Raw genomic sequence first — 25,424 nt, forward strand, 5'->3', positions numbered from 1 at the left:
GATCGCTGCTTATGTATGCGGCGTTAATCTGAGCTTGTGGTTTATAACATAGATTCTTAAGGAACGTAAGGAGTTCATCTGTCATGAGTGACAAAGAACTATCTCATAAAATGCAAGCATTTGCTGCATTAAAAGAATTAGTGCAAAAGAGCCAAACAATTGCAATTTGTGGCCATACATCACCTGATGGCGATGCATTAGGTTCTGCTTTGGGATTAGCTTTAGGTCTTAGATCGCTTTTTCCTGATAAACATATTGTTAATCTTTTAGCTGATTCAGTTGATCCTGGTCATATTTATAGCTTTTTACCAGGTATTACTCAAATGATACACGCAGGTGATTATGCCGAAACGCCCGATCTTATGATTGTGGTAGACCTAAGTGTTTCGCATCGTCTTAATGACGCACAGGCTGTGCTCAAGCGTGCACACGCAACAGCTATTCTTGACCATCATCCCTGTGAGCACCCGTTTGGTGATGTTTCCTACATTAAGCCTGATGCCGCTGCTGCGGGTGTTGTTATCTTTGATTTCTTGCGTTATTTGGGCGCATCTATTACACCCGATATTGCTCAGAATCTCTTTTGCGCGCTTATGACTGATACGGGAAGGTTTCAATATCAAAATGCTAATCCCGAGGCGTTTGAAGTTGCGTCTCAGTTGGTCAATTTTGGTGCCGATCCATCAGTTGTTTCGCTGAATATATATCAAAACGCTTCATTAGGCTATCTCCATCTCAAAGCGCTTGTTATGGGGCGGATCAGCTGTTTTTGTAATGGAAAAATTGCATATAGTTACGCTACGCGTGCCGACTATGTCCGTTTTGGTGTGTCTTTGGAAGAAAGCGAAGGTCTTGTTGATGCTGTTCGCTGCACGTCAGGTGCCGAAATCGTGCTTTTCTTAAAAGAAGTCTGCGACGCTACTATTCGTGGAAATCTTCGCTCTAAATCAGAGATCGATATATCTGGTGTTGCTGCGTCTTTTGGCGGAGGAGGCCATAAAGCAGCTGCTGGATTTACCATTGACGCATCTTTGGATGAAGCATTTTCGCTTGTTCTTCCTAAGTTACAAGAACTCATAATTCAGAAAGAATCCTTATGAAGCGAGGCCAAAGCGGTATCAATTGTTTAATTGCGCTCCATAAGCCCAAAGGCATAACATCTCATGACTGTATCAATGCTTTGCGTAACATTTTGCACGAACGCCGTATTGGTCATGCAGGGACGCTTGATCCTTTAGCTGATGGAGTTTTGCTTATAGGTATTGGACAGGCAACTCGTCTTTTATCTTATATTGTTGGTCACGACAAAAGCTATGAAGCATCTATTACCTTTGGGCAGCAAACTACCACTGATGATACCGAAGGCGATATTTGTGCCTCTTCCTTGGTTCCTGCTTGTGTTGAAGATGCTTCGTATGCACAGCGCGTCCTTCATCACTTCACAGGGCAGATCCAACAAGTGCCACCTGCGTATAGTGCCATATCGCTTGGAGGTATTCGTGCCTATAATGCGGTTCGACAAGGCGCGCCGCTTGATCTTGACCCGCGTTGTGTATATGTACATAAGGCAGAGCTGAGCGATATCACGTTTAACCCCTCTACGCATGCACCTATCTGGCATGTTCATTTTTGCGTATCAAAAGGCACGTATATTCGTTCTCTTGCGCGCGATATTGGCTTGTATGCACAAACACACGCGCATCTATCGGCGCTTAAACGATCTTCTTCGGGTAGTATTACCATAGCTGATTGCATTACCTTAGATGAACTTAAAAAAGAATCCTTGTCGTCACTTACCAATAAGATACTTAATCCCTTTGATGTTATTGATGCCGCACGTTATATGCTCGATGATACCGATTTAGTTGATATGTCCTATGGCAGGTCATTGACAATTAGAAAAAACAGTCTGAGTGATTGCGCAAATTCTCCACTTGTGGGCTGTGTGTACCAACATAAACTTTATGGTATCTATGAGCGCAAAGATGATAAGCTAATATGCAGAACAAACATGTTGAATGGCGTTACGGGTGTAACATGGTAGTGTCTTCTCCGCGCAACATAAGCTGTGATAGCAATCGTGTGCTTGCGCATGCAAATTTTACTTCTCATGATGTGTCATTAGCAAGCATATGTGAAAGCAGCTCTATATATCCGCAGGTACTTTCAACATACCAGCGGCTGGAACAAGATGGAATTACGCTTTATGTTTCTCCTCATGTTGCATACACTTCGCATACGCCAGCTTGTGTTGCCTTTGGTGTTTTTGACGGTTTTCATGTAGGGCATCAAGAACTTCTTCACAAAACTCTTGAAAGCGCGCGTGAACACAATCTTGCATCTGCGGTTGTTACCTTTGACCCCGATCCATCGTTTGTACTTCACTCGCAAGCACCTGCGTCCTGTGCTCTTGATTTGGATGCTTGCCTGTTAACTACCGAACAACGTTTAGAACTCATTGCACGCACCCATGTTGACCTTATTGTTGTGGTGGCTTTTACGCCAGCGCTTGCAAAGCTTGAGTGTCAAAAATTTTTGACTGACATTGTTATGAAACATCTTGCACCTCGTATTATTCATGTAGGTTCCGACTTTAAAATGGGGTATCGTGGGCAAGGCGACATTTCTGCATTACGCGCTTTTGGTTTGTTACATGATATTGATGTTTTTGGTCATACGCTTGCTGCCGACAACGAAGTGGTTATTTCTGCAACATTAATTCGTACGCTTTTGCAAAACGGCCATATAGATCTTGCAACAAGGTATCTCACACGCTTTTATTCCTTATCGGGAAAAGTTGTTCATGGAAGAGGAAAGGGTAGTGGCTTTGGTTTTGCAACGGCAAATATTCTATGCCAAGCAAATCATTGTGTTCCTCAATCTGGTGTATATATGGCATGTGTTGTTTGTCAAAACCATATCTATCCAGCTGCAGTAAATGTGGGGATTTCTCCAACATTCTCTTCCGAAATTTATGAGAACAGCCAAGGCAAGGCTCAAGATAATCTTCAAAATGCTGCCCAAAATAACGCCCACCATAACTCCCAAGACAGCTTCGAAAAGAATGCCCAAGACAACACCCAAAAGACTGTCTGCGATTCAAAGAGGCGCCTTTTATCACGACAGGGATTTTTAGAAGCACATTTGTTAGGATTTACAGGCGATATATACGGCCAAACCGTCGATGTTATCTTTATTAAACGCATGCGTGATGCGCGTAAATTTGAGTCGGTGTCTGCGCTTATCAAAGCAGTCCATGATAATATTAAAGAAGTGAAAAACTGTTTAGGAGAAACTGGAATCGAGGTGTACAGGTATGGAAACAGACGATAAAGAACGTGTGCGCGCTGCGGTAAATTTTGAGCAGCTTGTAGCAGAAACCGTACCTTTACGACCTCGCGGTGCAGATTTGTGGGGCTGTTGTCCTTTTCACCACGAGAAAAGCCCTTCATTTCATATCAATCCTTCAACTGGTTTATGGAAATGCTTTGGTTGCGGACTTGGTGGCGATGTCTTTGCCTACATTATGCAGCGCGAACACCTCGAATTTCCTGACGCACTCAAATTTTTAGCAGATAAATATGGCGTTGAGTTAACGCAAACCTCTCATCGTTCATCTCATACTCCTAAGCGTGTTCGCCTTTATGCGTGCATGCAGGCGGCTCAAGAATTTTACGAGCGTACCCTTCTTTGTTCACGCTCAACAAAAGCGCAAGAAGCACGTATGTACTTACAAGGTCGCTCATTTGGAAGTGCTGTTTCTAAACGTTGGCATCTAGGATTTGCACTTGGCTCAAACGAGTTGTTAGCAGAATTGACAAAACAAGGATTTACCCGTCAAGAACTTTTAGCTTGTGATTTAGCGCGTCTTACTCCTCAGGGTTTGCGTGAGCGTTTTTTTGATAGGGTTATGTTTCCTATTCATGATGAACAAGGAAAATGTATTGCTTTTGGAGGACGTGTCATAGGGGATGGCAAGCCCAAATACCTTAATACTAAAGATACAGTTCTGTTTTCTAAGGGTAAACACTTGTTCGCATTTGACGAAGCAAAAAATTCTCTTGTGGTAACGGGAACCGCTATTGTGTGTGAAGGCTATACTGACGTTATTTCTATGCATCGTGCTGGTTTTACCAATTGTGTGGCGGCTCTTGGAACGGCGCTCACGCTTGATCATATTAAACTTATCGAACGTTTTGCAACGCGTAAGATTATCTGCATGTTTGACGGTGACGCTGCGGGTCAAAAAGCTGCCGAGCGAGCCGTTCAATTTCTTGATCAAACTCGTCTTGAAATGTTATGTGTTGTGTTGCCACAAAATTTGGATCCTGCAGAATTTTTAAGCGCTCATTCTAAAGAGGAACTCGCCGAAATTCTTTCGCATGCGCGGCCGCTCTTAGATTTTGTGCTTGCAAAAAGACTTGAGCATTTTGATACACGTATTGAAGGTCAACGTGTTCAGGCGCTCCAATCTACCAGTCAGCTTTTAGCACCTCTTAAGCATTCATTATTTTTAGACGATTACGCTTCTCAAGTAGCTGATTTGCTTGATATGGATGTAAACCATGTAAAAGCATCAATTAAAGCCGCGAAAGAGGCAGCGCGTGTGTATACTCCCGCAAATAGTGCTTCTGTAGGTTTGCAGACACCTATTCAAAACAATACCTTAAACACCAATTCATCGAACCACGCTTTAACACCACAACATTTGTTGTCTGCTGATGCGCGTATGCAAAAAAGTTCTGAGTTAGAATTACTTTCCTTAATGGCTGCAAAACCACAGCTTATGCACCAATATCAAGATCGTATTGCGCATTTTAATTGGCTTGATGCCACGCATGAACAACTTGCATGGGCTATGCTTGCAACTCCTGAAGGGGCAACACCTGCAGAAGTAGTAGGAGCTGCTACGCGCGTTGTGCAATCGGCACCTAACCTTTTAGCATCAGGACGGGTAGTTAGTTTTTCTAATTTAGCGCCAGAAATGCAATTTCAGTTTTTGGTAACAAGTGTTGATTTGTGGTCATCTATTCGCGAAGTTAAAAAGATAAAAACACAGCTTAAACTTGCGCGTACCTCGCTTACCTTTGACGAAAGCCAAAAACTCCTTGAAAAAGCCACGCAATTACAGAAACATATTAGCGAACTAAAGAGTATAATTTCTAATGTTATCTAAAATTAGGTTTGGGTATATAACAAGTAGTTTCTCAAATCGCATAAGCATGTGTCGAAAGGATATCTGTGGCATCGCAAGAATCAAACCAAGATGTACAGCTTTCTGAAGAGCTTCAAATAATTGTCGATAAACTAAGTTCGCAAGCAAATGCATCGGGTAATACCTTATCCGAAGACGAAATTCAAATCGCTTTATCAGATTATGACACCGATGCAGATGAACTTTCTGATGTATACCAGGTTTTGCGTGCTCAACATATCACTATTACTGCTGACGCGGTTAATTTGGACGACGACGATGATCTGTTAGATGATGACGATTTAAAAGTTGATGATGAAGACGATCCCGATTTAGCTGCTGCTCGCGCAGAAACGCGTGTTGCAACCGAGATATTACGTTCTTCGCCTAAAAAACGTAGTAATAAACGCTCTTCCCGTGCGCGTACACGCAGAATTGATAGTTCTGCAGTTATGCTCACAGGCGATCCTGTTCGCATGTACCTCAAAGAAATTGGAAAAGTTGATTTGCTTAATGCTTCAGAAGAAGTTCATTTGGCAATGAAGATCCAAGCAGGAACAGATGCGTCCAAAAAGTTGGAAGCTGCAGAAAATGGCGAGATTGAATTAACGCGTGCCGAGCAAAGACGTCTTATGCGTATCGAGCAAGTAGGTCTTGACGCAAAGCAGGCGCTTACCTCGGCAAACCTACGCTTAACTGTTTCGATTGCTAAGCGCTATGTTGGACGTGGCATGTTATTTCTCGACCTTATTCAAGAGGGAAATCTTGGTCTTATTCGCGCTGTCGAAAAATTTGACTATACAAAAGGCTTTAAATTTTCCACCTATGCTACTTGGTGGATTCGTCAAGCCATCACGCGTGCTATTGCCGATCAAGCGCGCACCATTCGTATTCCGGTACACATGGTAGAAACCATCAATAAACTTGTTCGTGTTCAAAAAGAGCTTTTGCAAGATTTAGGACGAGAACCAACGCCCGAGGAAATTGGCGAACAGATGAAAATGTCTGCCGATCGCGTGCGTGAGATCCAAAAAATCAGCCAAGAGCCTGTGTCACTTGAAACTCCTATTGGAGAAGAAGAGGATTCTTCTTTGGGCGACTTCATCGAAGATTCAACAGCTGTAGCTCCTCCCGATGCTGCAAGTGACTCTATGTTGCGCGAGCAGCTTAATCAGGTGCTCGATGGCTTAGCCGATCGTGAGCGTAAAGTTATCAAGTTCCGTTTTGGTTTAGAAGACGGACATCCCCGTACGCTTGAAGAGGTTGGCCGAGAGTTTGGCGTTACGCGTGAGCGTATTCGTCAGATAGAAAGCAAAACGCTTGCCAAGCTGCGTCATCCTTCGCGTTCAGGTAGGTTAAAAGACTACATTGGCGATTAGTTTTGTGCTCTTAGCTTTATAATTTGATAAAATTTTGGTACCCAATTGGTTTGTGTTATAGGACACTTCCAAATTGGGTACAACTTTATTGTTATCTTTTATTGAGTAGATGGAGGAGAGTATGAAACACATCGCTGTTTTGGTGGGAAGCTTACGTAAAGGTTCCTATGCTCGCAAGATTGCAAATAATGTTCTTGATATGTTTCCTAAGGATTATGAAGCAAAGATTGTTGAGATTCGTGATTTGCCACTCTATGATGCCGATTACGACAACCCCGAGGAAACTGACAAGCCGCTTCCAGAGAGCTATACAGAGTTTAGAAACACCATTAAAGCCGCTGACGGCGTTTTGTTTGTAACTCCCGAAAACAATCGTTGCATTCCTGCATGTCTTAAAAATGCTGTGGATGTTGCCTCTAAACCAGCAGGTGACGTGGCATGGAAAGGTACACCTTGTGGTATGATGAGTCATTCTGTTGGTGCTATGGGTGGCTACAGCGCTCAAAAAAATCTTCGCCTTGCACTTTCTTATTTTGATATGCCACTTATGGGTCAGCCTGAGGTATTTTTAGGCAAGTCTCCTTCGTTGCTCGACGAAAATGGTCGCATTGCTGTTGAGTCTACGTATAAGTTTTTACAAAGTTATGTAGATAAATTTGTAGCATTAGTGGAAGCAAATCCTCGCCACTAAACGCGAGTATATTTTTAGCGCACGTGCAATAGCTCTACCAGCTGTTTTTCTACTTTTTTGAAATTTTACGTAGAAATTTTAATTTAGCACTTGTCTTTATGAGTGAGTTTGGTATAGTAGTTATCCGTGCTTGCGCACGATTATTCCCCGATGGCGCAGCGGTAGCGCAGCTGACTGTTAATCAGCGTGTCGTAGGTTCGAATCCTACTCGGGGAGCCAGAACATGTTATAACCGAGTATCTTTGATACTCGGTTTTTTTTTCTTATCTTTTGATCTTTCTCGTTTCCTTTAACTTCGTATATGCATCCATATTTTAATTAATGTCCGACCCCTCAGTTATAGTACAGCTAACGTATTAATTCATGGATACATCTGTATTCATGTACGAAAGGGGAGCGTCATGGGTGTAGCCGCGCGAGCTGAAATAAAAAAGCTTCAAACGCTTAAAAATAATTTGGTTGGAGAAGTTGAAGCACTTTATGCTCATCAACAAGAAATTAAACATACCATAGCTACTAAGAAAACAAGTATTCAAATACTTAGCACCAAGATAGATAAGCTTATGTTGCAAAATAAAAAATTAACCGTCTCCGAACATGCTATTATTCGCTACGTTGAGCGTGTTCTTGGCATAAATATAGAAGATATCGAGAACAAGATACTCAACCAGACAACATGTCATCTGGTAGAAGAGCTTGGTAATGGTCGGTATCCATGTAACAATGGTCAATTTATGATTGTAGTAAAAGATGGATGTGTAGTTACCGTTATTGGCGACGATAAACAGTAGGATTGGTTTCTATTTGTTTATATGCGTAATCTGTCATTACGTGACTTCAATATGCGTGATCTGTCATTACGTGACTTCAATATGCGTGATCTGTCATTACGTGACTTCATTCATATAGGTTCTAGGTTTCTTTGTAACTTCAGCAAGTCTTTTGCTTTATTATTGGTAAGCTACATTTGTCCTATAGCCCGATTTCTCGGCTATAGCCCTCCATTTTTCAACAAATAATGAGTATAATAGTAGTATTAAAAAGTTTTTGTGCAACGCAAGCTACCCTGTGTTGGCTCCAAGTGCACACGTAGGCTGCGGGAAAGAGACATTATGAACAGCGGAACTGCTGCAGACAATCAGCCTTCACCAAACAGAACTACTTTACAGTCGTATGCGATAAAACTGCTCATGTATGAGCACAATTATCCCAAGAAATATAACGTATGGCGAATTGCAGCAAACACCTTAGTAAAACCGCTTCCTCTTTTTATATTGTTTTTATTGAGCCAGCCATTTAGCGAGTTGGATGCTTTTTTCCGCCTGCCTCTGCTTATCATGATGTACATGTATATTGTGATGTTGTATGTAGTGGTACTTTGTGGGATAAAAATTGTAAAAGTACTGTTTTATCCAAATAAGCACCTCATTACGCACGTAGACATTCTCGATGTGTTTGTACATGTTGGCATGCGCGCTATTCCGCCATCAGATTTCAGCAGGTATTATCTTTTAAAGCACGACAACAAACTCCTTGACGTTCAAGAAAAAATACTTGATGACTTAAAATGGAAGCAGTACGGCCAATCGGAAGCTGCCTATGATTTGTACGACAAGACGCATATCAGCTTGTTTGCTCCGTTTTATAAAATGCTTGGATATAACGAGAAATTATCTAATGAAGTCTCTGCGCTTGAAAAAACTGGCAGCGCGTATCATGCGCAGTACATGCGCGTACAGCGTTTTAGAGAACGGTGTAAGGCCGATTATGCGGCAGGTGGAACTGAAGATATCGAGAACAATATGCTTAACCAAACACCGTCTCTTTCGGTAGATGAGCTTGGTAATGGTCGGTATCTATGTAACCATGGCGAATCTACTATTCTAGTAAAAGATGGACGTGTAGTTACCGTTGGTCGCAACGATAAACGGTAGAGCTGATATCTCTTTGTTTATATGCGTAATCTGTCATTACGTGGCTTCATTCATATAGGTTCTAGGTTTCTTTGTAACTTCAGCAAGTCTTTTGCTTTATTATTGGTAAGCTACGTTACAATAAGGTGGTTATCTCTACTCAGTGAAAGTGAAGTCAGCGTTTATGCGTATAACCAATGCATCATATGATGTATGCCAACTATGTCCACGTATGTGTCATGCAAAGCGTAACCTTGGTCATGCAGGCTTTTGTGGTGCTTCTAATTCTCTTTATATTGCGCGCGCGGCACTTCATTTTTGGGAAGAGCCGCCCATTTCGGGAACAAAAGGTTCCGGAGCAATCTTTTTTACTGGGTGTCCGCTTCGTTGTGCATTTTGTCAAAACTTTAAGATTTCTCAAGAAGGTTTTGGATTAAAAATTACCACGGCGCGCCTTGCTGAGATTATGCTTGAGCTTCAAGAGCAAGGTGCACTCAACATTAACCTGGTTACGCCGCTTCATTATGCGCCTCACGTGCGTGAAGCGCTGTTTATGGCAAAAGATGCAGGGTTACATTTGCCTATTGTGTGTAATACTTCAGGATATGAGCGTCCCGAAACTATAGAAGCAATGTCTGATGTTATTGATATTTGGCTTCCTGATTTTAAATTTGCATCGTCAAAATTGGCAAAAATGCTTACCTCTGCAGCTGATTATCCGCAGATGGCAGCAGCGTCTCTTGAACAGATGCTTATAAGCTTACGTCAGCATGGTGGTCGTCTTATTGATGAGTCAACTGGTAAAATGCTTCGTGGCATTATTGTTCGTCATTTAGTTATGCCTGGTCACAGCGATGATTCGTGTAAGGTTTTAGATAAATTGTGGAAGATAGGTCATAACGAGATTGATATTTCGGTTATGAACCAATATACGCCTAATAAGCGTTGCCGCAAAGCTGGGGGTAACTTAGCACATGCCCTAACAAACGAAGAATATGAAGCCGTGCTCGATCATGCCGATGACCTTGGCTTTGAGCGTATGTGGTGGCAACAAGGCGGTACCGTTTCGGAAAGCTTCATTCCAGAGTTTGACGCAACTGGTGTTCAAGGACCAGAACTTTCTTCATTTACGGCTCATGTCAGACGTGCATCAGTTGCATAAGCGCCTGCATTACAATTTATCTGCGAATATGATGGAAAGGGAAAACATGACAGACGAAGTACATCAACAAAGAGAAGAACAAACACATAACGATGATTCTCTATCTCGCGCCGAGCGTGCAGAGTTATTAGAGCTTAGAAAAGAAAAAGCCGAACGAATGCGTCAGCAACAACGGGTACAAGCAGCTCAAAAACAGCAAGCCGCAGCTGCTCGTGCGCGGGATGAGCACATTAAATATATTCAAGAGAAGAACAGAAAAATCATGGAACCTGATGATGATTTGCGTATGCCGCTTGGCCAAAAAATTGTCCTTATATGCTTAGCAGTGCTTGCGGCTGCCATCCTTATTATTATGCGTTTTTCAGCTTAACTTAGACGCAAGACTTATGCATGTTTAGTGGTACAATTAACGCGTTCACTTTTCATTGTAAAGGAAGATAATACTATGGCTCTTACCGATGCAACGTCTGCTCATGACGTGTCTCTTAATACCGATTTATATGAATTTACCATGGCTCAAGGGTATTGGGACGCAGGGCTTGTGGATATGCAATCGTGCTTTACGGTTTTTTTTCGTTCTAATCCATTTGATGGCGGTTATGCTATTGCGTGCGGCATGGCTCAGATTGCCGAGTTAGTTGAGAATTTTTCTTTTGATGATACGATCATCGATTACCTTGCCTCGCTTAAAGCACCTGCTGGTGGTGCTATGTTCAAACCAGGATTTCTAGACTATCTGCGTACATTTCGTATGCATGTTGATATATGGGCAGTGCCCGAAGGCGATGTTGTTTTTCCTCGTGAGCCCATCGTACGTGTTCAAGGCCCTCTTATCGATTGTCAACTTTTAGAAACAGCTTTACTAAATACAGTTAATTTTCAAACTTTACTTGCAACTAAAACTGCACGTGTTGTCAGTGCTGCACAAGGACGTCCCGTTTTTGAATTTGGGCTTAGACGTGCGCAGGGATACGATGGCGGTTTGAGTGTAGCGCGCGCTTCCTATATTGGTGGTGCTGGTGCAACTTCAAACTTGCTTGCTGGTAAAATTTATAACATTCCTGTTTTTGGTACGCATGCTCATTCATGGGTAATGTCGTTTCCTTCGCAACTTGACGCATTTAGAGCTTATGCTCAATCAAGCCCTCATAATTGCGTGCTGCTGCTCGATACCTATGATGTTAACCTTGGTATTCAAGATGCAATTACCGTTGCGCACGAGATGGAAGCACGAGGAGAGCATCTCTTGGGTGTTCGTCTTGATAGTGGTGACTTGGCAAAGCTTTCAAAGCGTGTACGACAGGCTTTTGACCAAGAAAATCTTTCATACGTTAAAATCTCAGTTTCCAACGACTTGGATGAGTTTACTATTCAATCTTTGTTAGCGCAGCATGCGCCAATTGATTCATTTGGTGTTGGTACTAAGCTTGCTACCTGCGATCCTCAGCCGGCTTTGGGAGGCGTCTATAAACTTTCAGCTATTAGAAATAATTCAGCCGATGCATGGACACCTACTATTAAGTTATCTGAGATGGCGTATAAGCGTACCATTCCAGGAATTCAGCGTATCTTACGTTTTGTTGATAGTAATAACAACCTGGTAGGAGATATGATCGCTACAGAGTGCAACGCATCAAATGCTCCTTCGCATATGGTAGATGTGTTGGACGATTTAGTAAGTTACAAATTGCACGATGCAACTTGTTATGAGCTCCTTGAACAAATTGTTAAGCAAGGTATGCGTACTAAAGATCCCGATAGTTTGGAAGTTGCGCGTGCACGCTCGCTTGATGCTCAGGCGCATCTTGATCCAGCCATAAGAAGATTTTTAAATCCGCAAGTGTATCCTGTTGGTCTTGAACCTTGTCTATCCGAGCTTACACGCGAGCTTGTTCAAAGTCATGCAGCGTTTCAGTCTTCTTGCGACCAAACACGACGACGATAACGGTATATTTTTGTGTGAGCACACGCGCTACCGCTTGAGTGCTTAAGTGTTGCGCGCTCTTTGTGCTCGTGAAATTTTGAATGCTTTTATCCTTCTAATTATGCAAGACATTATTTTTGGTTAATTTTTATTTTTTCCAATGTATTTTGTTTATTTTATACGTATGATTAAAAGGTATACAGATTTTTGTGTGTTGTATTGGTATGAAATAGTATACGTCCAGCATGTATATGATTAAAGGAGTTATATATGCCCGAAGCAATTAATGACCTTGTTCTTTGTGCTCTTAAGGATGCTCAAGCATCTTCAGATCTTCCTGAGTTCAAAATTGAAGACGCCTGTATTGAGCGTCCAGCTGATGCCGATCATGGTGATTGGTCTTCAACCGTAGCGCTGCGAACCGCTCGTCTTGCGCATATGGCTCCTGCAAAAATCGCGCAGATTATTGTTGATCATCTTCCTGAGAACAAGGAAGTTGAAAAAGTTGAAATTGCAGGCCCTGGTTTTATTAATTTTTATCTCAAGGCCGCTGCCAGTAACGATGTTATTAATGATGTTCGTGCACAGGGCAGTAAATGGGGCTCATGCAACGATGGTCATGGTTTTAAGATAAATTACGAGTTCATTTCTGCCAATCCAACCGGCCCATTACATGTTGGCCACGGTCGTTGGGCTGCTTTAGGTGACTCCATCTGCAATGTTTTGGATTTTTGTGGATATGACGTCTTCCGTGAGTATTACATTAATGATCACGGCTCGCAAATGGATGTTTTTGGCGGTTCAGTTGCTATGCGCTATGTGCAACTTTGCCAAATTATGCAAGAGAAATCCTGTGATAGCAATAAAGCATACGAGCTTCTTTTGCAAGACCGCGAAGAATACGTTTTAGACGAGGATGACTCTCACCCCGAAAAACACCCCTTTATGGACGCTTTTAACGAGCACCTTGGTGGCAACTCGTATGGTGGCGATTATATTATCGAGATTGCAAAAGAGTTTTATGATGCCGATGGTGATGCTTGGTATAAGGTTGACGAAGAAAAGCGTTGTGATGCCTTCCGTGAGCGCGCATATCAGGCCATGCTTTCTCGTATCAAAAAAACCTGTCACAACGTTCGCTGCGATTTTGACCTTTGGTTTTCAGAGCGTTCGCTCTATGACAAAAACGAACAGGGCGTTTCTTTGGTTGATAAAGCTTTTGCTCGTCTTGATGAAATGGGATATCTTTATAAAACGGATGACGGTGCACTTTGGTTTAAGTCTACCGCGTTTGGCGACGATAAAGACCGCGTATTAATTAAGTCTAACGGTGATTACACCTATTTTGCCTCCGATGTTGCTTACCACTGGAATAAGTTTGACCGTGGCGCGCAGCTCTCGATTGATTTATGGGGTTCTGACCACCATGGATACATTGCGCGTGTTACTAATGTATGCGATGCACTTGGGTTTAAGGGACAATTTAAGGTTGACTTAGGCCAGTTTGTAAACTTGCTGCGTAACGGTGAACCTGTTCGTATGTCAAAACGTCGCGGTACTATGGTTCCCTTTGACGAGCTGATTAAAGAAGTTGGGGTAGACGCTACACGCTATACTTTGGTAAGCAAGTCATCTAATCAAACAATCGATTTTGATATCGAAGCTGTAAAAGAAAAATCAAATGCAAATCCAGTATTTTATGTTCAATATGCTCATGCTCGTATTTGCTCGATCTTGCGTCACGCAGCTGGTGTAAGCGAAGAAGAAGCTAAATCTTTAGGCATGGATGCTGTTGCACAAAAAGCAATTGGCGATGCATGTGATTTGTCACTTTTGGTTCATCCTATGGAAGCTGCACTTACACGTAAACTTTCTGAGTTCCCTGAGCTTATTTCAGGTTGTGCACGCGATCGTGCACCCTTTAGAATCACGCATTTCTGCGAAGAGCTTGCAGGTGCTTTCCACGGCTTTTATGCAAATTGTCAAGTACTTTCAAGTGAAGGTAGACAAATTGATCCAGAGCTCTCTCGTGCTCGTCTTGCAGCCTGTGATGCAGTTCGCATTAATCTCGAAGTTGCTTTAAAGCTTATTGGCGTATCCGCTCCCGATGTAATGTAATTACTTTATTAATTTGCGTGCATGACGTCGTAGGTCTTTTGATCAACAACACGACGTTATGCACGCTACGCGAGCACGTTTTTAATGCGTTGTAGTTTCTTTTTAATCACATAGGTTCTTACTCATTGCTTCTTGCAAAATCTATTGAGCTTTGTGTGAATTTTGTTAGTTCTCCCCATATACCATATGTTTTAATACACCATCACCTCGTTTTTTATTAAATGTGTTAACATACATTTGCTTGTATTTTAACCGTTGTGTTATCCAAATCCCTTAAGTGATTCTAATTAGAACATGTTAATCAGATTTTTTCTGAATCAGATGTCTTATGCATGATGGTTAATTTATTATTTCACCTGGAGTACAGTTACAAGAAAGGCATATTGCAGTTATGATCCAATCAGGTGCAGATTCATCTTTTCCTCAAAAACGTCGTCGCGGTCGTCCGCGTAAAAATCAAAATTTACTGGAGTCTTCGCCAGACGCATCTTCTCAGTCTGTAGATGAAAAATCTCAGAGCGAACAAGTGCCCGAACATGAACTTATAAAAAATATTGAGGATGGCTCACTTCCTTTAATTAATCTTCCAAAACGTCGTCGCGGTCGTCCCCGTAAATCAGATATAATTGCACGTCAAAAAGCCATTGAAGCTGCACTGTTAGCTCAACAGCAATCGATTGAATCTCATGACATAATGTTAAAAGCTCAAGAAGCACATTCTCCAATTGTTCAATCTACGTTTGATAAGAATATATCTGCTCAAGCAAATGCTGTTTTATCGCAGGATAACTCGCAAAAGTCCGAAACGTCTGATAAGCAAAATAGTCATCGTGGTGCGTCTGATATGGCGCTTAAGCAGACTCAACCGCAAACACAAACGCTGGCACAAAAATCAACTTCTGAAGCAGCACAAAACAGTACCTTATATCATGAAACAAGAGCTATTACTCCAAAGGCCGAGCATGAATCAGAACAACAAATAAATTCTGAAGCAAAAACATCGTTTACTGCTACGCCAACGGTAGAGCTACGTCGTCATCGTCGTCACAATAATGCAGCTCAGCTTGGTATTAACCAGCCAGCACCTCATAGTGCTCATGAAAATTCCCTTCCACAAGCATCTGCTCTTCCTCAAAGCGCCCCCGTACCTGCTCAGGTATCTGCAAATGCAACTTCCTCTAATCAAACTAGTTCGCCTTTAGTGCACCAACCTCAAACAGCTGTTAAGGTTCCACAGGTGAATGTTCGTTTTACCAAGCAGCAACGCAGACGGGGTAGAAAAGGAGAAAATCTTTCGCCAAGCGAGCCTTCGCTCTCTCAAGAGGAACTTTCTTCAATGAAAGTTGCCGAGCTACGCGCTAAAGCTCAAGAACTTGGTCTTGAAACCGCAGGAGTTCGCAAAAAAGTTCTTATAGAGCAAATTTATAAGGCTGCAGCTGCTTCTGAGGGCTTTGCAACTATTCAAGGTATTTTAGATATTCAGCCCGACGGGTATGGATTTATCCGTACAGGAAATTATATGAGTGGCGATAATGATGCCTTTGTCCATCAGCAACTTATTCGCCAATATGGGCTGCGTCCTGGCGATTTAATTGATGGCCGTGTTTCCCCAAGTAGGAATAATAAATTCCCACCGCTTCATAAAATTGTTCAAATCAATGGTAAAACGCCAGAAGAGATTCGCCAGCGTCCACGTTTTCGTGATTTAACTCCTGTGTATCCTGACGAGCGCCTTACCATGGAAAACGGACAGCAATCTATAACGGGTCGTGCTATCGATTTAGTTGCACCTATTGGAAAGGGTCAGCGTGGATTAATTGTTTCACCTCCAAAAGCTGGTAAAACAACAATTCTTAAAAAAATCTGCCAGTCTATTACGGCAAATAATCCTGAGGTACATCTTTTCTGTTTGTTGGTTGACGAACGCCCCGAAGAAGTTACCGATATGCAGCGTTCCATTAAAGGCACCGTTGTTGCCTCTACCTTTGATATGCCAGCCGAAAATCACACCTCAGTTTCTGAGCTGGTTATTGAACACGCAAAACGCCTTGTTGAACTTGGACAAGATGTGGTAGTTGTGCTTGACTCAATTACGCGTCTTGCACGTGCATACAACCTTGCTCAACCTGCTAGTGGCCGAGTTTTGTCTGGTGGTGTAGATTCTGCGGCCTTATATCCGCCTAAGAAATTCTTAGGTGCTGCACGCAATATTGAACATGGGGGATCTCTCACAATTTTAGCTTCTGCTCTTATTGACACTGGTTCAAAAATGGACGAAGTTATCTTTGAGGAGTTCAAAGGAACGGGTAATATGGAGCTTAAACTCGATCGTGAATTGGCTGATCGTCGTATTTTCCCAGCTATCGATCCTGTTTCTTCGGGTACGCGTAATGAAGACCTGCTTATTTCTAAAGAGCTTCAACCATTTGTTTGGGGTCTTCGCCGTGTTCTGGCAAATATGAACAATACTGAGCGTGCAGCTTCGGCACTTGTTAAAGGTCTCAAAGAAACAAAGGATAACGAGGACTTTTTAATTCGATCTGCTCGAAAAGCGCAGGCGATTGATTATGTTGACTCTCCGTCTAAGCTTTAGGTACAGACTTACTAAATAGAGCTGGATAAGCCGCGCAGGATGTATGCCTGTGCGGTTTTTCTTTGGTGAGTGCTATATCTTTCCCAATTCGAACAAGGTCACGGGCTCATTTCGCAAATCTCGTTAAAAAATATTATCCTTTTATATTTAAGCTTGAATTTTTTACAGTTTTGCGTACCATTAAAGATACATATTTTATATAAATACGATAAACGGTATACGCAGATTAAACATACAACGCCGTTTAATGTACGCGCTAGCAGCGTTTTTGTTTACTTGCGTATCTAAAGCTTTCTAGAAAGGTTTAGATATGAGAAGCATCAGAAGTAATCAAGCTATAGTAGCGGGTCTTCTTTCTTGTGATTGTTTATTAGCTCCTCATTATGCCCTTGCTGCTTCATCGTCTACAAATGGTTATCTAACACCTGATTTTGGTTTTGGATTGCTCGCTGGTGTTGGAATTTCGGGACTTATTGCAACTCTTTCGTATTTTATTATCCTTTTTCGTAATAAAACCACTGATATTTCCACACAAGCCACCCATTCACGCAATAAGCTTTCTTATAACAAGGTGGATGAAGCGCACAATTTAGATGAAGATGATGAGCTTGATCAGCTTGAACCTGACACTAAATCTTCTCTTACAAACTCTGATCTGAGGTCTTCAGATAGCACATTTGCTTATCCACAAAGTGCTATGGCGCATGCAAGTAATGATTATGCAGATATTGCAACCAATTATGTTCAGCATCAGTCTTTCAAAGAACGTATGGCCGCGCGCGCACAAGGTGTCGCAAAAATTCTTTCGGAGCGCCTGTCTTCTGATCGTTTTGACGATGTTCCTGTTATACAGCGTGCCGATGGCTCGGTAGGTGATGTGGGAACAAGTTGGTGGGAAGCTCGTTTAGGCGATAGCGTTCGTCATGTAGGCGATGCCGATTCTTATCGTAGCATTACTCCTGTAGATTTCTCGCAAGATCCTACCTGGCTTGATGAAGAAGCAACGCCTCACTCTTCTGAGATACAAACAGACTCACATACAGCTGAGTTTAATTCTAATTCCGCTCGTGCTGATTATATTCGCAGCTCCATTGCTGAAGTTAATGAAGGCGCGTATCCTGCTCGGCGCAGCGCAAACGAACTTGATCATAAGGACTTATGGGAAGTTGCCTTACATAATATGAACGAGAAGATTTCTCATGCAGATTCCGTGTCTCCTTTTGATGTTGACTTTGATGATTTTACCTCGGTAGATGAAGTTGATGACATGTCTGGCGTTACAGCATTTATTCCGTTTAAAGCGCCTGGTAATCATCCCGAGGTTGTGGATAGAGATTCCTATGTTGATTACTTATTAGAGGACGAATTTTCGCGCAACGAATCCAAAGTTGCCCGTAAAAGCTCACATAATTACTTAAAGGTACTTGAGGGTGGAAGCCAAACATTGCCTTTGCGTGTTAATTCCTCGACGGCATCGCTCAATACTAAATCTTCTATTCAACGACCAAAGCATATGTCTACATCGCCTGCAAAATCGTGCGTGTTTTCACCAAAACATTTTGTTGAGCCCAACATTAAAGAAGCTTAATTTTGAATATACGTAAACGGTTTTGGTCGAACCTTTCTCCTTCACGTGCGTCTTTTTTCTTATGGATTGCAACGCTTTTATGGATCTTGAGCATGTGGCATCATTCTGCCACTCCTGGCTTTGTATCTTCCGCGCAAAGTGATGCCGTTGTTTATAGATTTTGGAATATATTTGTGGGATTTGGTATCTACAACGTTCATCTTATGGTTTTTATTGTTCGCAAAAGCGCCCATCTGCTTGAATATGCTGTTTTTGGAACGCTGCTTGCCCTGTTGTTTGCATGTCTTCGAACGTTAATGGCTCTTCAACCTTTTTGCATGGGAAATGCGCGGGTACTTCGGATAAAAACATCTCAGTTACTTCTTCTTTTTGTATTGACTGCAGCTGTTGTACCTGCTTGCGATGAAACAATTCAACTTTTTGTTCCTGGTCGAAGTGGCGAACTTGTTGATTGCGCGATTGATTTATGTGGGGTTTGTTTGGGTGTATGCATAGTATGGGGTAGTTATATACGCCGGATAAACAAGACCCAACGAAGAACTTTTTAGTCCTTTTTTGTTACGTATAACACCTTTTACCTTTACTATTTTAAAAACTTAATCTATGAGCTTTCCTCACAAAGGGTATAATTTATTATATAAATATTTGTATATAAATATAATTCTATCCAATAAACGAGTAATTTTCCTCGGTTAACTTATCAATTTACTTATACAATTTAAAAATTATGTTGACAATTTCTACGCTTAAAATGAGTAAAAATTCGCGAATTTACATAAGTTTTGAATACTTTCGTTAACAAATGATGACAAGATTTGATTTTGGACAAAAAATTTCTAAAAAGGCTTTACAGTATGTATCGATAGTTGTTATCACATACGTAAACGATATGAAGGGGGATATGATGATGACTAATCTCACACGACGTCAATTCGTCAAAATGAGTGCGCAAGCCGCTACACTGATGGGGGGTTTGTCTATTATTGCTGGCTGTAATAATAACATGTCCTCAGATTCAAACAGCTCATTAAAAGTTGGTGTTATGGGACCGTATACGGGCGATGTTGCTCAATACGGTCTTGCTATTAGAAACGGTGTTCAACTTTTTGTTAAAGAGTTCAATGCCAATGGTGGTGTTAACGGTAAAACCGTTGAGCTTATGATCGAAGACGAAAAAGGTGACTCTACCGAGGCAAAGAACGTTTACGAAAAAATGCTCGATGCCAAGGTATTAGGTATCATCGGTGACGTAACCTCAACACCTTCTATTGCAGTGGCGCAGGTTTCTGCAAATGATAATATGCCACTTATTAGTGCGTCTGCTACCGCTCCAGCCTTTACTTCATTTGGTCATAATGCATTTAGAGCTACTATGACTGATGACTTCCAAGGTAAAGTTATGGCTCAGTTTGCACAAAAGCAGGGATATAAAACCGTGGGCACTATCTATAACTCCGGCGGTGATTACGAGAGCGGTATTAACAAGATTTTTGTTGAAGAATGTCAGCAACTTGGTATTAATGTTACCTCGCAACAGGCATATGCAGCCGGTGACGTAGACTTTAACGCTCAACTTACTGCAATCTTTGCAACTTCGCCCGATGCAGTATTTTGTCCTAACTATTATCAAGACAGCGGCAAAATTGTTACCCAAGCACGTCAGCTTGGCTACAAAGGAGTGTTCCTTGGTGCCGATGGTTGGGCTAACATGGTTGACGGTGATGATAAGTATGCTTCACCAGAAGATTTGGAAGGTTGCTATTATAACTGCCCGTTCATCGTTGAAAATGATAATGAGAAGGTTAAAGAATTTGTTAAAGCCTATCACGATGAATACGGCAAGAATCCTTCTAACTTCTGCGCGCTTGGTTATGACGCTGCTATGATGATGTGCACAGCGTTGAAAACAGTTGATGATAAGGGCGACGTAAAACCTGGAACCGAAGAATATAAGCAAGCACTTATCGATGCTATTGCGCAAGACAAAGTAGATGGGGTAACCGGATCCATTAAATTTAATGGCAGCGGCGATCCTCTTAAATCAACCCTTGTTGTTACATTTGATAAGGGTAAACAAAAAGTATTCCAGGTTATTGAAGCAAAATAAGTAATATACATTTTTGGTAAACCCTTATGCAAGATGTTTAAAGGCATAAGGGTTTTGCCATATAAATTGACCGTAATTGGCTTGTTTTATTTCGTGTATTTTCAACGCATCGTCAGTTGTTATCGTGATAAGGAGGTTTGAGATGATAGGAATGCAAATTCTTAACGGGTTGCAAGTTGGTAGTATTTATGCGCTCGTTGCTTTGGGCTACACTATGGTGTACGGAATTATCCTGCTTCTCAACTTTGCGCATGGAGATATTATTATGGTAGGTGCCTATATCTCCTGGCTTTGTTTAGTTCAGTTAGGAATTGGTCCTATACCAGCTATTATAGCAACGATTGTTGTCTGTACGCTTTTGGGTATTGTTATCGAAAAGCTCGCGTATGCTCCGTTAAGAAATGCTCCTCGTTTGTCTTTGCTTATTACTGCAATTGGCGTTTCGTATTTTCTTGAGAACTGCGCCCAATTAATTTTTGGTGCTGATGCAAAAGTTCTTCCAAATTTCTTTGAAGTGTCATCATCCGAGTTTATGGGGCTGCCCATTTCTACGGTTGCTGTTATTACCATTGTAGTTACCGGAATATCGTGCGCGGTTCTTACGCTTTTGGTTAAAAAGACCAAGCTCGGTGCTGCCATGCGTGCCGTTTCCGAAGATATGGGTGCTGCTCGTTTAATGGGTATTAACGTTAACACGGTTATTTCGTTTACCTTTGCACTTGGTTGTGTACTTGCTGGTATTGGTTCGGTTCTTTATAGCATGGCTTATGCGCAAGCAAGTCCAACAATGGGTGTTATGCTTGGAACTAAGGCTTTTGTTGCTGCCGTTTTAGGCGGAATTGGTTCTATTCCTGGTGCGGTGATTGGTGGTTTGGTAGTAGGCTTTGCTGAGGTGCTGGTTTCTGCATGTGGTCTCTCTGTTTGGAAAGACGCTATTGTCTTTTTGCTTCTAATTATTGTTTTGGTCGTCAAGCCTACAGGTATTTTAGGCAAACCGATTAATGAGAAAGTTTAGGAGAAGAACATGCGTTTATTTCATTCGTCTCAGAAAAAACCAAGCAACAGTGTTCAAGCTGCTCAAGCTGCTCAAACATTTGATGGCACTCCTCATCTTTCAACACCTGTGAGCTATCTTGTTAACACGCTTCTTATTGTGATTGTTATTGCGCTTGGTCAGTTTTTGATTGCATCTGCATTTATCACTCGATATCAAATTTCGGTTCTCGAGCAAATTGGTATTTATATCATCATGGCTGTTTCCCTTAACCTGGTAACGGGATATCTTGGACAGTTGCCGCTCGGCCATGCTGGGTTTATGTCGGTTGGAGGTTATGCTGGCGCTATCTTTATTATGAAGTGCGCAGAAGCTCTTCACCTGGCGCCGCGCGCTTTTGTTCTTTTATCTCCTGTTGCCGTAGCTGTTTTTATAGGTGGCGTTCTTATTGGCGGTCTGGCGGCGGCTCTGTGTGGCTTAATCATTGGTATTCCAGCGCTTCGTCTTAAAGGCGACTATTTGGCTATTATTACCCTTGGTTTTGCCGAAATCATTCGTGTGGTTATGCAAAATTTTGACGCTACGTTTAACGTGACGCTTACCGGAGGTGCTAAAGGCTTAACTGGTATACCTTCGTTTACTAACTTTATTAATACGTCGGTTTTAGTTGTTATTACCATTTTTGTTATCCATACACTTATGAAGTCCAGGTGGGGTAGAGCAATTTATGCTATTCGTGATAACGAGATTGCGGCCGAAGCAAGTGGAATTTCAATTACTACCTATAAAACCACAGCTTTTGTTCTTTCAGCCTTTTTTGCAGGTGTTGCAGGTGTTTTGTATGCTGGTTGTATTGGTGTTCTTGCCCCGGCAAAATTTGGATTCATGAAATCGGTTGAGATTTTGGTAATGGTTGTATTAGGTGGTATGGGCTCTATGTTAGGCTCGGTATTATCTGCTACAACGCTTACCATTCTTCCAGAATTGTTACGCGGATTTTCTGATTATCGTATGATTGCGTACTCTATTGTTCTTGTACTCGTTATGATCTTTAGGCCAAAAGGTCTTCTTGGATCCTATGATTTTTCGCTTTCACGCATTCTTGGAAAACTTGTATCTTTAGTTCGCGGTACATCACATAACAAAGAGGTGAGCGCTCATGAGTAATGACAAGACAAAAGTTGAAGCTGAAGGTATAAAACCCACCAATTCCGTTGGATCAAAGACTACGTTACAAGATAAGCTGTCCTCTTCACTCTCGTTAGGGAAAAGGCTGCGCTCCATTCTTGTTCCTATTGAGTCACCTAATTTATTGCCCGAGCGTGATCTTGGAAAAATTCCTGTTTTACAAGCAGAACATTTAGGAATTGATTTTGGTGGTCTTACTGCCGTTGATAACTTTAATATTGCCATTGGTAAAACTGAAATTGCTGGTTTAATAGGTCCTAATGGTGCAGGTAAAACTACTATTTTTAACCTACTCACCAATGTGTATAAGCCTACGCGCGGCACCGTTTTAGTAGACGGCTATGATACCGCTGGAAAAACCATCACTCAAGTTAATAAGATGGGTGTAGCACGAACGTTTCAAAATATTAGACTTTTTAATCAGATGAGCGTTCTTGATAACATTTTGGTTGGTTTTAACTCTTCTATGTCAACAGGACTTGTGAGCGATGTTTTTCGTCTTCCTAAGCACTGGAGGCAAGAACAAGAATTTAAAGACAAAGCATATGAGCTTTTAGGCTTGTTTGACATGCAAAAAACTGCCGATACCTCTGCAGGAAATTTGGCATATGGACAGCAGCGTTGCTTGGAAATTCTTCGCGCGCTTGCAACGCAACCAAAGGTCTTATTACTCGACGAACCTGCTGCAGGTATGAATCCTTCCGAAACTGCAGCTCTTACCGAGCATATCGAAATTATTCGTGATACGTTTAAGATTGCAATATTGCTTATTGAGCATGATATGAACCTCGTTTGCGGTGTATGCGAATCTGTTGGTGTACTTGATTACGGAAAAATTATTGCTAAGGGAACGCCTGAGGACATTCAACATGACCCACGTGTTATAGAAGCCTACCTTGGTAAACAGGAGGTGGCGTAAATGGCGCTTTTAAAAGTTTCCGATTTACATGTGTCTTACGGAATGATTAAGGCCGTTCGTGGCATCAGTTTTGAAATTAACGAGGGCGAGATTGTTTCTTTAATTGGTGCCAATGGCGCAGGAAAGTCCACAACGCTTAACACCCTTGCAGGTTTGTTGAAGCCTCAATCTGGAGAAATTTTATTTGAGGAAACATCACTTGTTGGAATGCCTGCACATAAAATTGTCCGTCGTGGTCTTGCCCTTTGCCCCGAAGGACGCCATGTTTTTACCAATATGCGTGTTGAAGAAAACCTTATGATGGGTGGATACACGCAAAAAGATGCGCAGAATAAACAAACGCTCGAACGCATTTACGAGCATTTTCCCCGTTTAAAAGAGCGTCTAAAGCAATCTGCAGGTACCATGAGCGGTGGCGAGCAGCAAATGCTTGCTATGGGTAGAGCTTTAATGAGTAAACCTCGCTTGCTTATGCTCGACGAGCCTTCTATGGGTTTAGCGCCTATTTTGGTTAAAGAAATCTTTTCGATCATTAAAGAGCTTAATGAGCAGGGGACTACTATTTTATTGGTAGAACAAAATGCTTCAATGGCACTTTCAATTGCCGATCGTGGCTATGTTTTAGAAACAGGTACACTTACCAAAACTGGTACGGGTCAAGAGTTGCTGCACGACGACGATGTTCGCAAGGCTTACTTGGGTGGTTCGGCTAAGTCCTAAGCGGATGGAACAAACAACTGCTTGTTAACATATGTGATGCATTTATAAAAGTTTTTAAAAGCTCTAGCTGCTGTTAGAGCTTTTTCTTTTGTGAAGCTTTGTGTTTTTTTTGCTTGACCTATCGCCATAAATGTGGTGTGAAACGCGGATACATTAATTTCAACATCCATGAGAGATAAAACGACTTACGCTTTTAAAAATAGAGCTTGCATCAAGCTTGTGGGGGGGGGGGTACAATCCTCATATGTATCATACCTATAAAGGAGGCTTTATGGTCAATAACAATAAGCACCAAGGTATACGCGTATCCTTGTTACTTCCTTTAAGCTGTGTTCTTGGCTTGGGTATTGCATGCTCTCTGTCTCAACCAACTACTGCATTAGCACAAAACCCTGGTTGGGTTCATAAAGATAATGCATGGACGTATGTAAAAGACGACGGAAATCTTGCAACAGGCTGGCTGCAGACTCCTAACAAGAAATGGTGGTACTTTAATCAAGACAACCATAAGATGGTAACAGGCAAAGTTACCGATGATAATAAAGACTACTGGCTTGATGAAAACGCAGGTCTTCTGTATAACGGCTGGGCAAAAGATACACAAGGCAGCTGGATACGTACCAACGATAAGGGTATTTTAGTAAAAAACTGGTATAAAATTCCCAATGGCAATTGGTTCTACTTTAATAAAGACAATTCCAAGATGGTAACAGGCAAAGTATCCTATAAGGGTGATGACTACTGGCTTGATGAGAATGTAGGCCTTCTGTGTAACGGTTGGGCAAAAGACGAACAAGGCAGCTGGATACGCACCAACGATAAGGGTATTTTGGTAACAGGCTGGTACTATGCACCTAACGGTAGGTGGTGGTACTTTAACCAAGATCACAAGATGGTAACAGGCAAAGTATCCTATAAGGGTGATGACTACTGG

20 protein-coding genes, 1 tRNA gene and 1 pseudogene are annotated in these 25,424 nt (G+C 41.8%); all 22 read left to right on the forward strand.

The window, feature by feature from the left end; genetic code table 11:
* Positions 1-83 precede the first annotated feature (83 nt).
* On the forward strand, positions 84-1,100 hold the full coding sequence (locus AC1DBT_RS05070) for a DHH family phosphoesterase (protein WP_480018859.1): 1,017 nt from the start codon (positions 84-86) through the stop codon (positions 1,098-1,100).
* Positions 1,097-2,044 (forward strand): tRNA pseudouridine(55) synthase TruB, encoded by a 948-nt coding sequence (truB, locus tag AC1DBT_RS05075; RefSeq protein WP_480018860.1) that lies wholly within the window; start codon positions 1,097-1,099, stop codon positions 2,042-2,044. Before AC1DBT_RS05070 ends, truB begins: the two co-directional genes overlap by 4 nt.
* Positions 2,038-3,333, forward strand: a complete 1,296-nt coding sequence (gene ribF, locus AC1DBT_RS05080) for a bifunctional riboflavin kinase/FMN adenylyltransferase (RefSeq protein ID WP_480018861.1) — start codon at positions 2,038-2,040, stop codon at positions 3,331-3,333. The genes truB and ribF overlap by 7 nt, the downstream gene beginning before the upstream one ends.
* Positions 3,317-5,176 (forward strand): DNA primase, encoded by a 1,860-nt coding sequence (gene dnaG / locus AC1DBT_RS05085; protein ID WP_480018862.1) that lies wholly within the window; start codon positions 3,317-3,319, stop codon positions 5,174-5,176. The genes ribF and dnaG overlap by 17 nt, the downstream gene beginning before the upstream one ends.
* A 65-nt stretch (positions 5,177-5,241) precedes the next feature.
* A complete protein-coding gene (rpoD, locus tag AC1DBT_RS05090; RefSeq protein ID WP_480018863.1) occupies positions 5,242-6,573 on the forward strand; it encodes an RNA polymerase sigma factor RpoD in 1,332 nt (443 codons plus the stop codon).
* 121 nt (positions 6,574-6,694) lie between these two features.
* Entirely contained in the window at positions 6,695-7,264 is a 570-nt protein-coding gene (locus AC1DBT_RS05095; protein WP_048596516.1) for an NADPH-dependent FMN reductase, read from the forward strand.
* A 144-nt stretch (positions 7,265-7,408) separates the two neighbouring features.
* Positions 7,409-7,483: transfer RNA gene (locus AC1DBT_RS05100), tRNA-Asn, on the forward strand.
* Positions 7,484-7,665: 182 nt separating this feature from the next.
* Complete coding sequence (locus AC1DBT_RS05105) at positions 7,666-8,055, forward strand: hypothetical protein (RefSeq protein ID WP_236681484.1); 390 nt, start codon at positions 7,666-7,668, stop codon at positions 8,053-8,055.
* Between the two features lie 321 nt (positions 8,056-8,376).
* Complete coding sequence (locus AC1DBT_RS05110; RefSeq protein WP_480018864.1) at positions 8,377-9,198, forward strand: hypothetical protein; 822 nt, start codon at positions 8,377-8,379, stop codon at positions 9,196-9,198.
* A gap of 163 nt (positions 9,199-9,361) precedes the next feature.
* The gene (locus AC1DBT_RS05115) at positions 9,362-10,339 is read left to right on the forward strand and encodes a radical SAM protein (RefSeq protein ID WP_416447527.1); all 978 of its coding nucleotides are present in this window, start codon (positions 9,362-9,364) and stop codon (positions 10,337-10,339) included.
* Between the two features lie 46 nt (positions 10,340-10,385).
* Positions 10,386-10,709 (forward strand): membrane nuclease, encoded by a 324-nt coding sequence (locus tag AC1DBT_RS05120; protein ID WP_480018865.1) that lies wholly within the window; start codon positions 10,386-10,388, stop codon positions 10,707-10,709.
* 75 nt (positions 10,710-10,784) lie between these two features.
* Entirely contained in the window at positions 10,785-12,284 is a 1,500-nt protein-coding gene (locus AC1DBT_RS05125; protein ID WP_480018866.1) for a nicotinate phosphoribosyltransferase, read from the forward strand.
* Between the two features lie 249 nt (positions 12,285-12,533).
* Positions 12,534-14,381, forward strand: coding sequence for an arginine--tRNA ligase (argS, locus tag AC1DBT_RS05130; RefSeq protein WP_480018867.1), 1,848 nt, complete (start codon positions 12,534-12,536; stop codon positions 14,379-14,381).
* A 391-nt stretch (positions 14,382-14,772) separates the two neighbouring features.
* Complete coding sequence (rho, locus tag AC1DBT_RS05135; protein WP_480018868.1) at positions 14,773-16,974, forward strand: transcription termination factor Rho; 2,202 nt, start codon at positions 14,773-14,775, stop codon at positions 16,972-16,974.
* Between the two features lie 310 nt (positions 16,975-17,284).
* Complete coding sequence (locus AC1DBT_RS05140) at positions 17,285-18,562, forward strand: hypothetical protein (RefSeq protein WP_480018869.1); 1,278 nt, start codon at positions 17,285-17,287, stop codon at positions 18,560-18,562.
* Positions 18,563-18,564: 2 nt separating this feature from the next.
* Entirely contained in the window at positions 18,565-19,110 is a 546-nt protein-coding gene (locus tag AC1DBT_RS05145; RefSeq protein ID WP_480018870.1) for a VanZ family protein, read from the forward strand.
* 356 nt (positions 19,111-19,466) lie between these two features.
* Positions 19,467-20,669 carry an ABC transporter substrate-binding protein gene (locus AC1DBT_RS05150; protein ID WP_480018876.1) on the forward strand — a complete coding sequence of 401 codons (1,203 nt, stop codon included), beginning with the start codon at positions 19,467-19,469 and terminating at the stop codon, positions 20,667-20,669.
* Positions 20,670-20,811: 142 nt separating this feature from the next.
* Complete coding sequence (locus AC1DBT_RS05155) at positions 20,812-21,684, forward strand: branched-chain amino acid ABC transporter permease (RefSeq protein WP_480018871.1); 873 nt, start codon at positions 20,812-20,814, stop codon at positions 21,682-21,684.
* A 9-nt stretch (positions 21,685-21,693) separates the two neighbouring features.
* Entirely contained in the window at positions 21,694-22,830 is a 1,137-nt protein-coding gene (locus tag AC1DBT_RS05160) for a branched-chain amino acid ABC transporter permease (protein WP_480018872.1), read from the forward strand.
* Positions 22,823-23,770 carry an ABC transporter ATP-binding protein gene (locus AC1DBT_RS05165; RefSeq protein WP_480018873.1) on the forward strand — a complete coding sequence of 316 codons (948 nt, stop codon included), beginning with the start codon at positions 22,823-22,825 and terminating at the stop codon, positions 23,768-23,770. The genes AC1DBT_RS05160 and AC1DBT_RS05165 overlap by 8 nt, the downstream gene beginning before the upstream one ends.
* On the forward strand, positions 23,771-24,490 hold the full coding sequence (locus tag AC1DBT_RS05170) for an ABC transporter ATP-binding protein (protein WP_480018874.1): 720 nt from the start codon (positions 23,771-23,773) through the stop codon (positions 24,488-24,490).
* A gap of 271 nt (positions 24,491-24,761) precedes the next feature.
* Positions 24,762-25,424, forward strand: a pseudogene (locus tag AC1DBT_RS05175) (hypothetical protein); the annotation flags it as partial.

It is taken from the genome of Fannyhessea sp. C0108B2, from assembly GCF_056583915.1.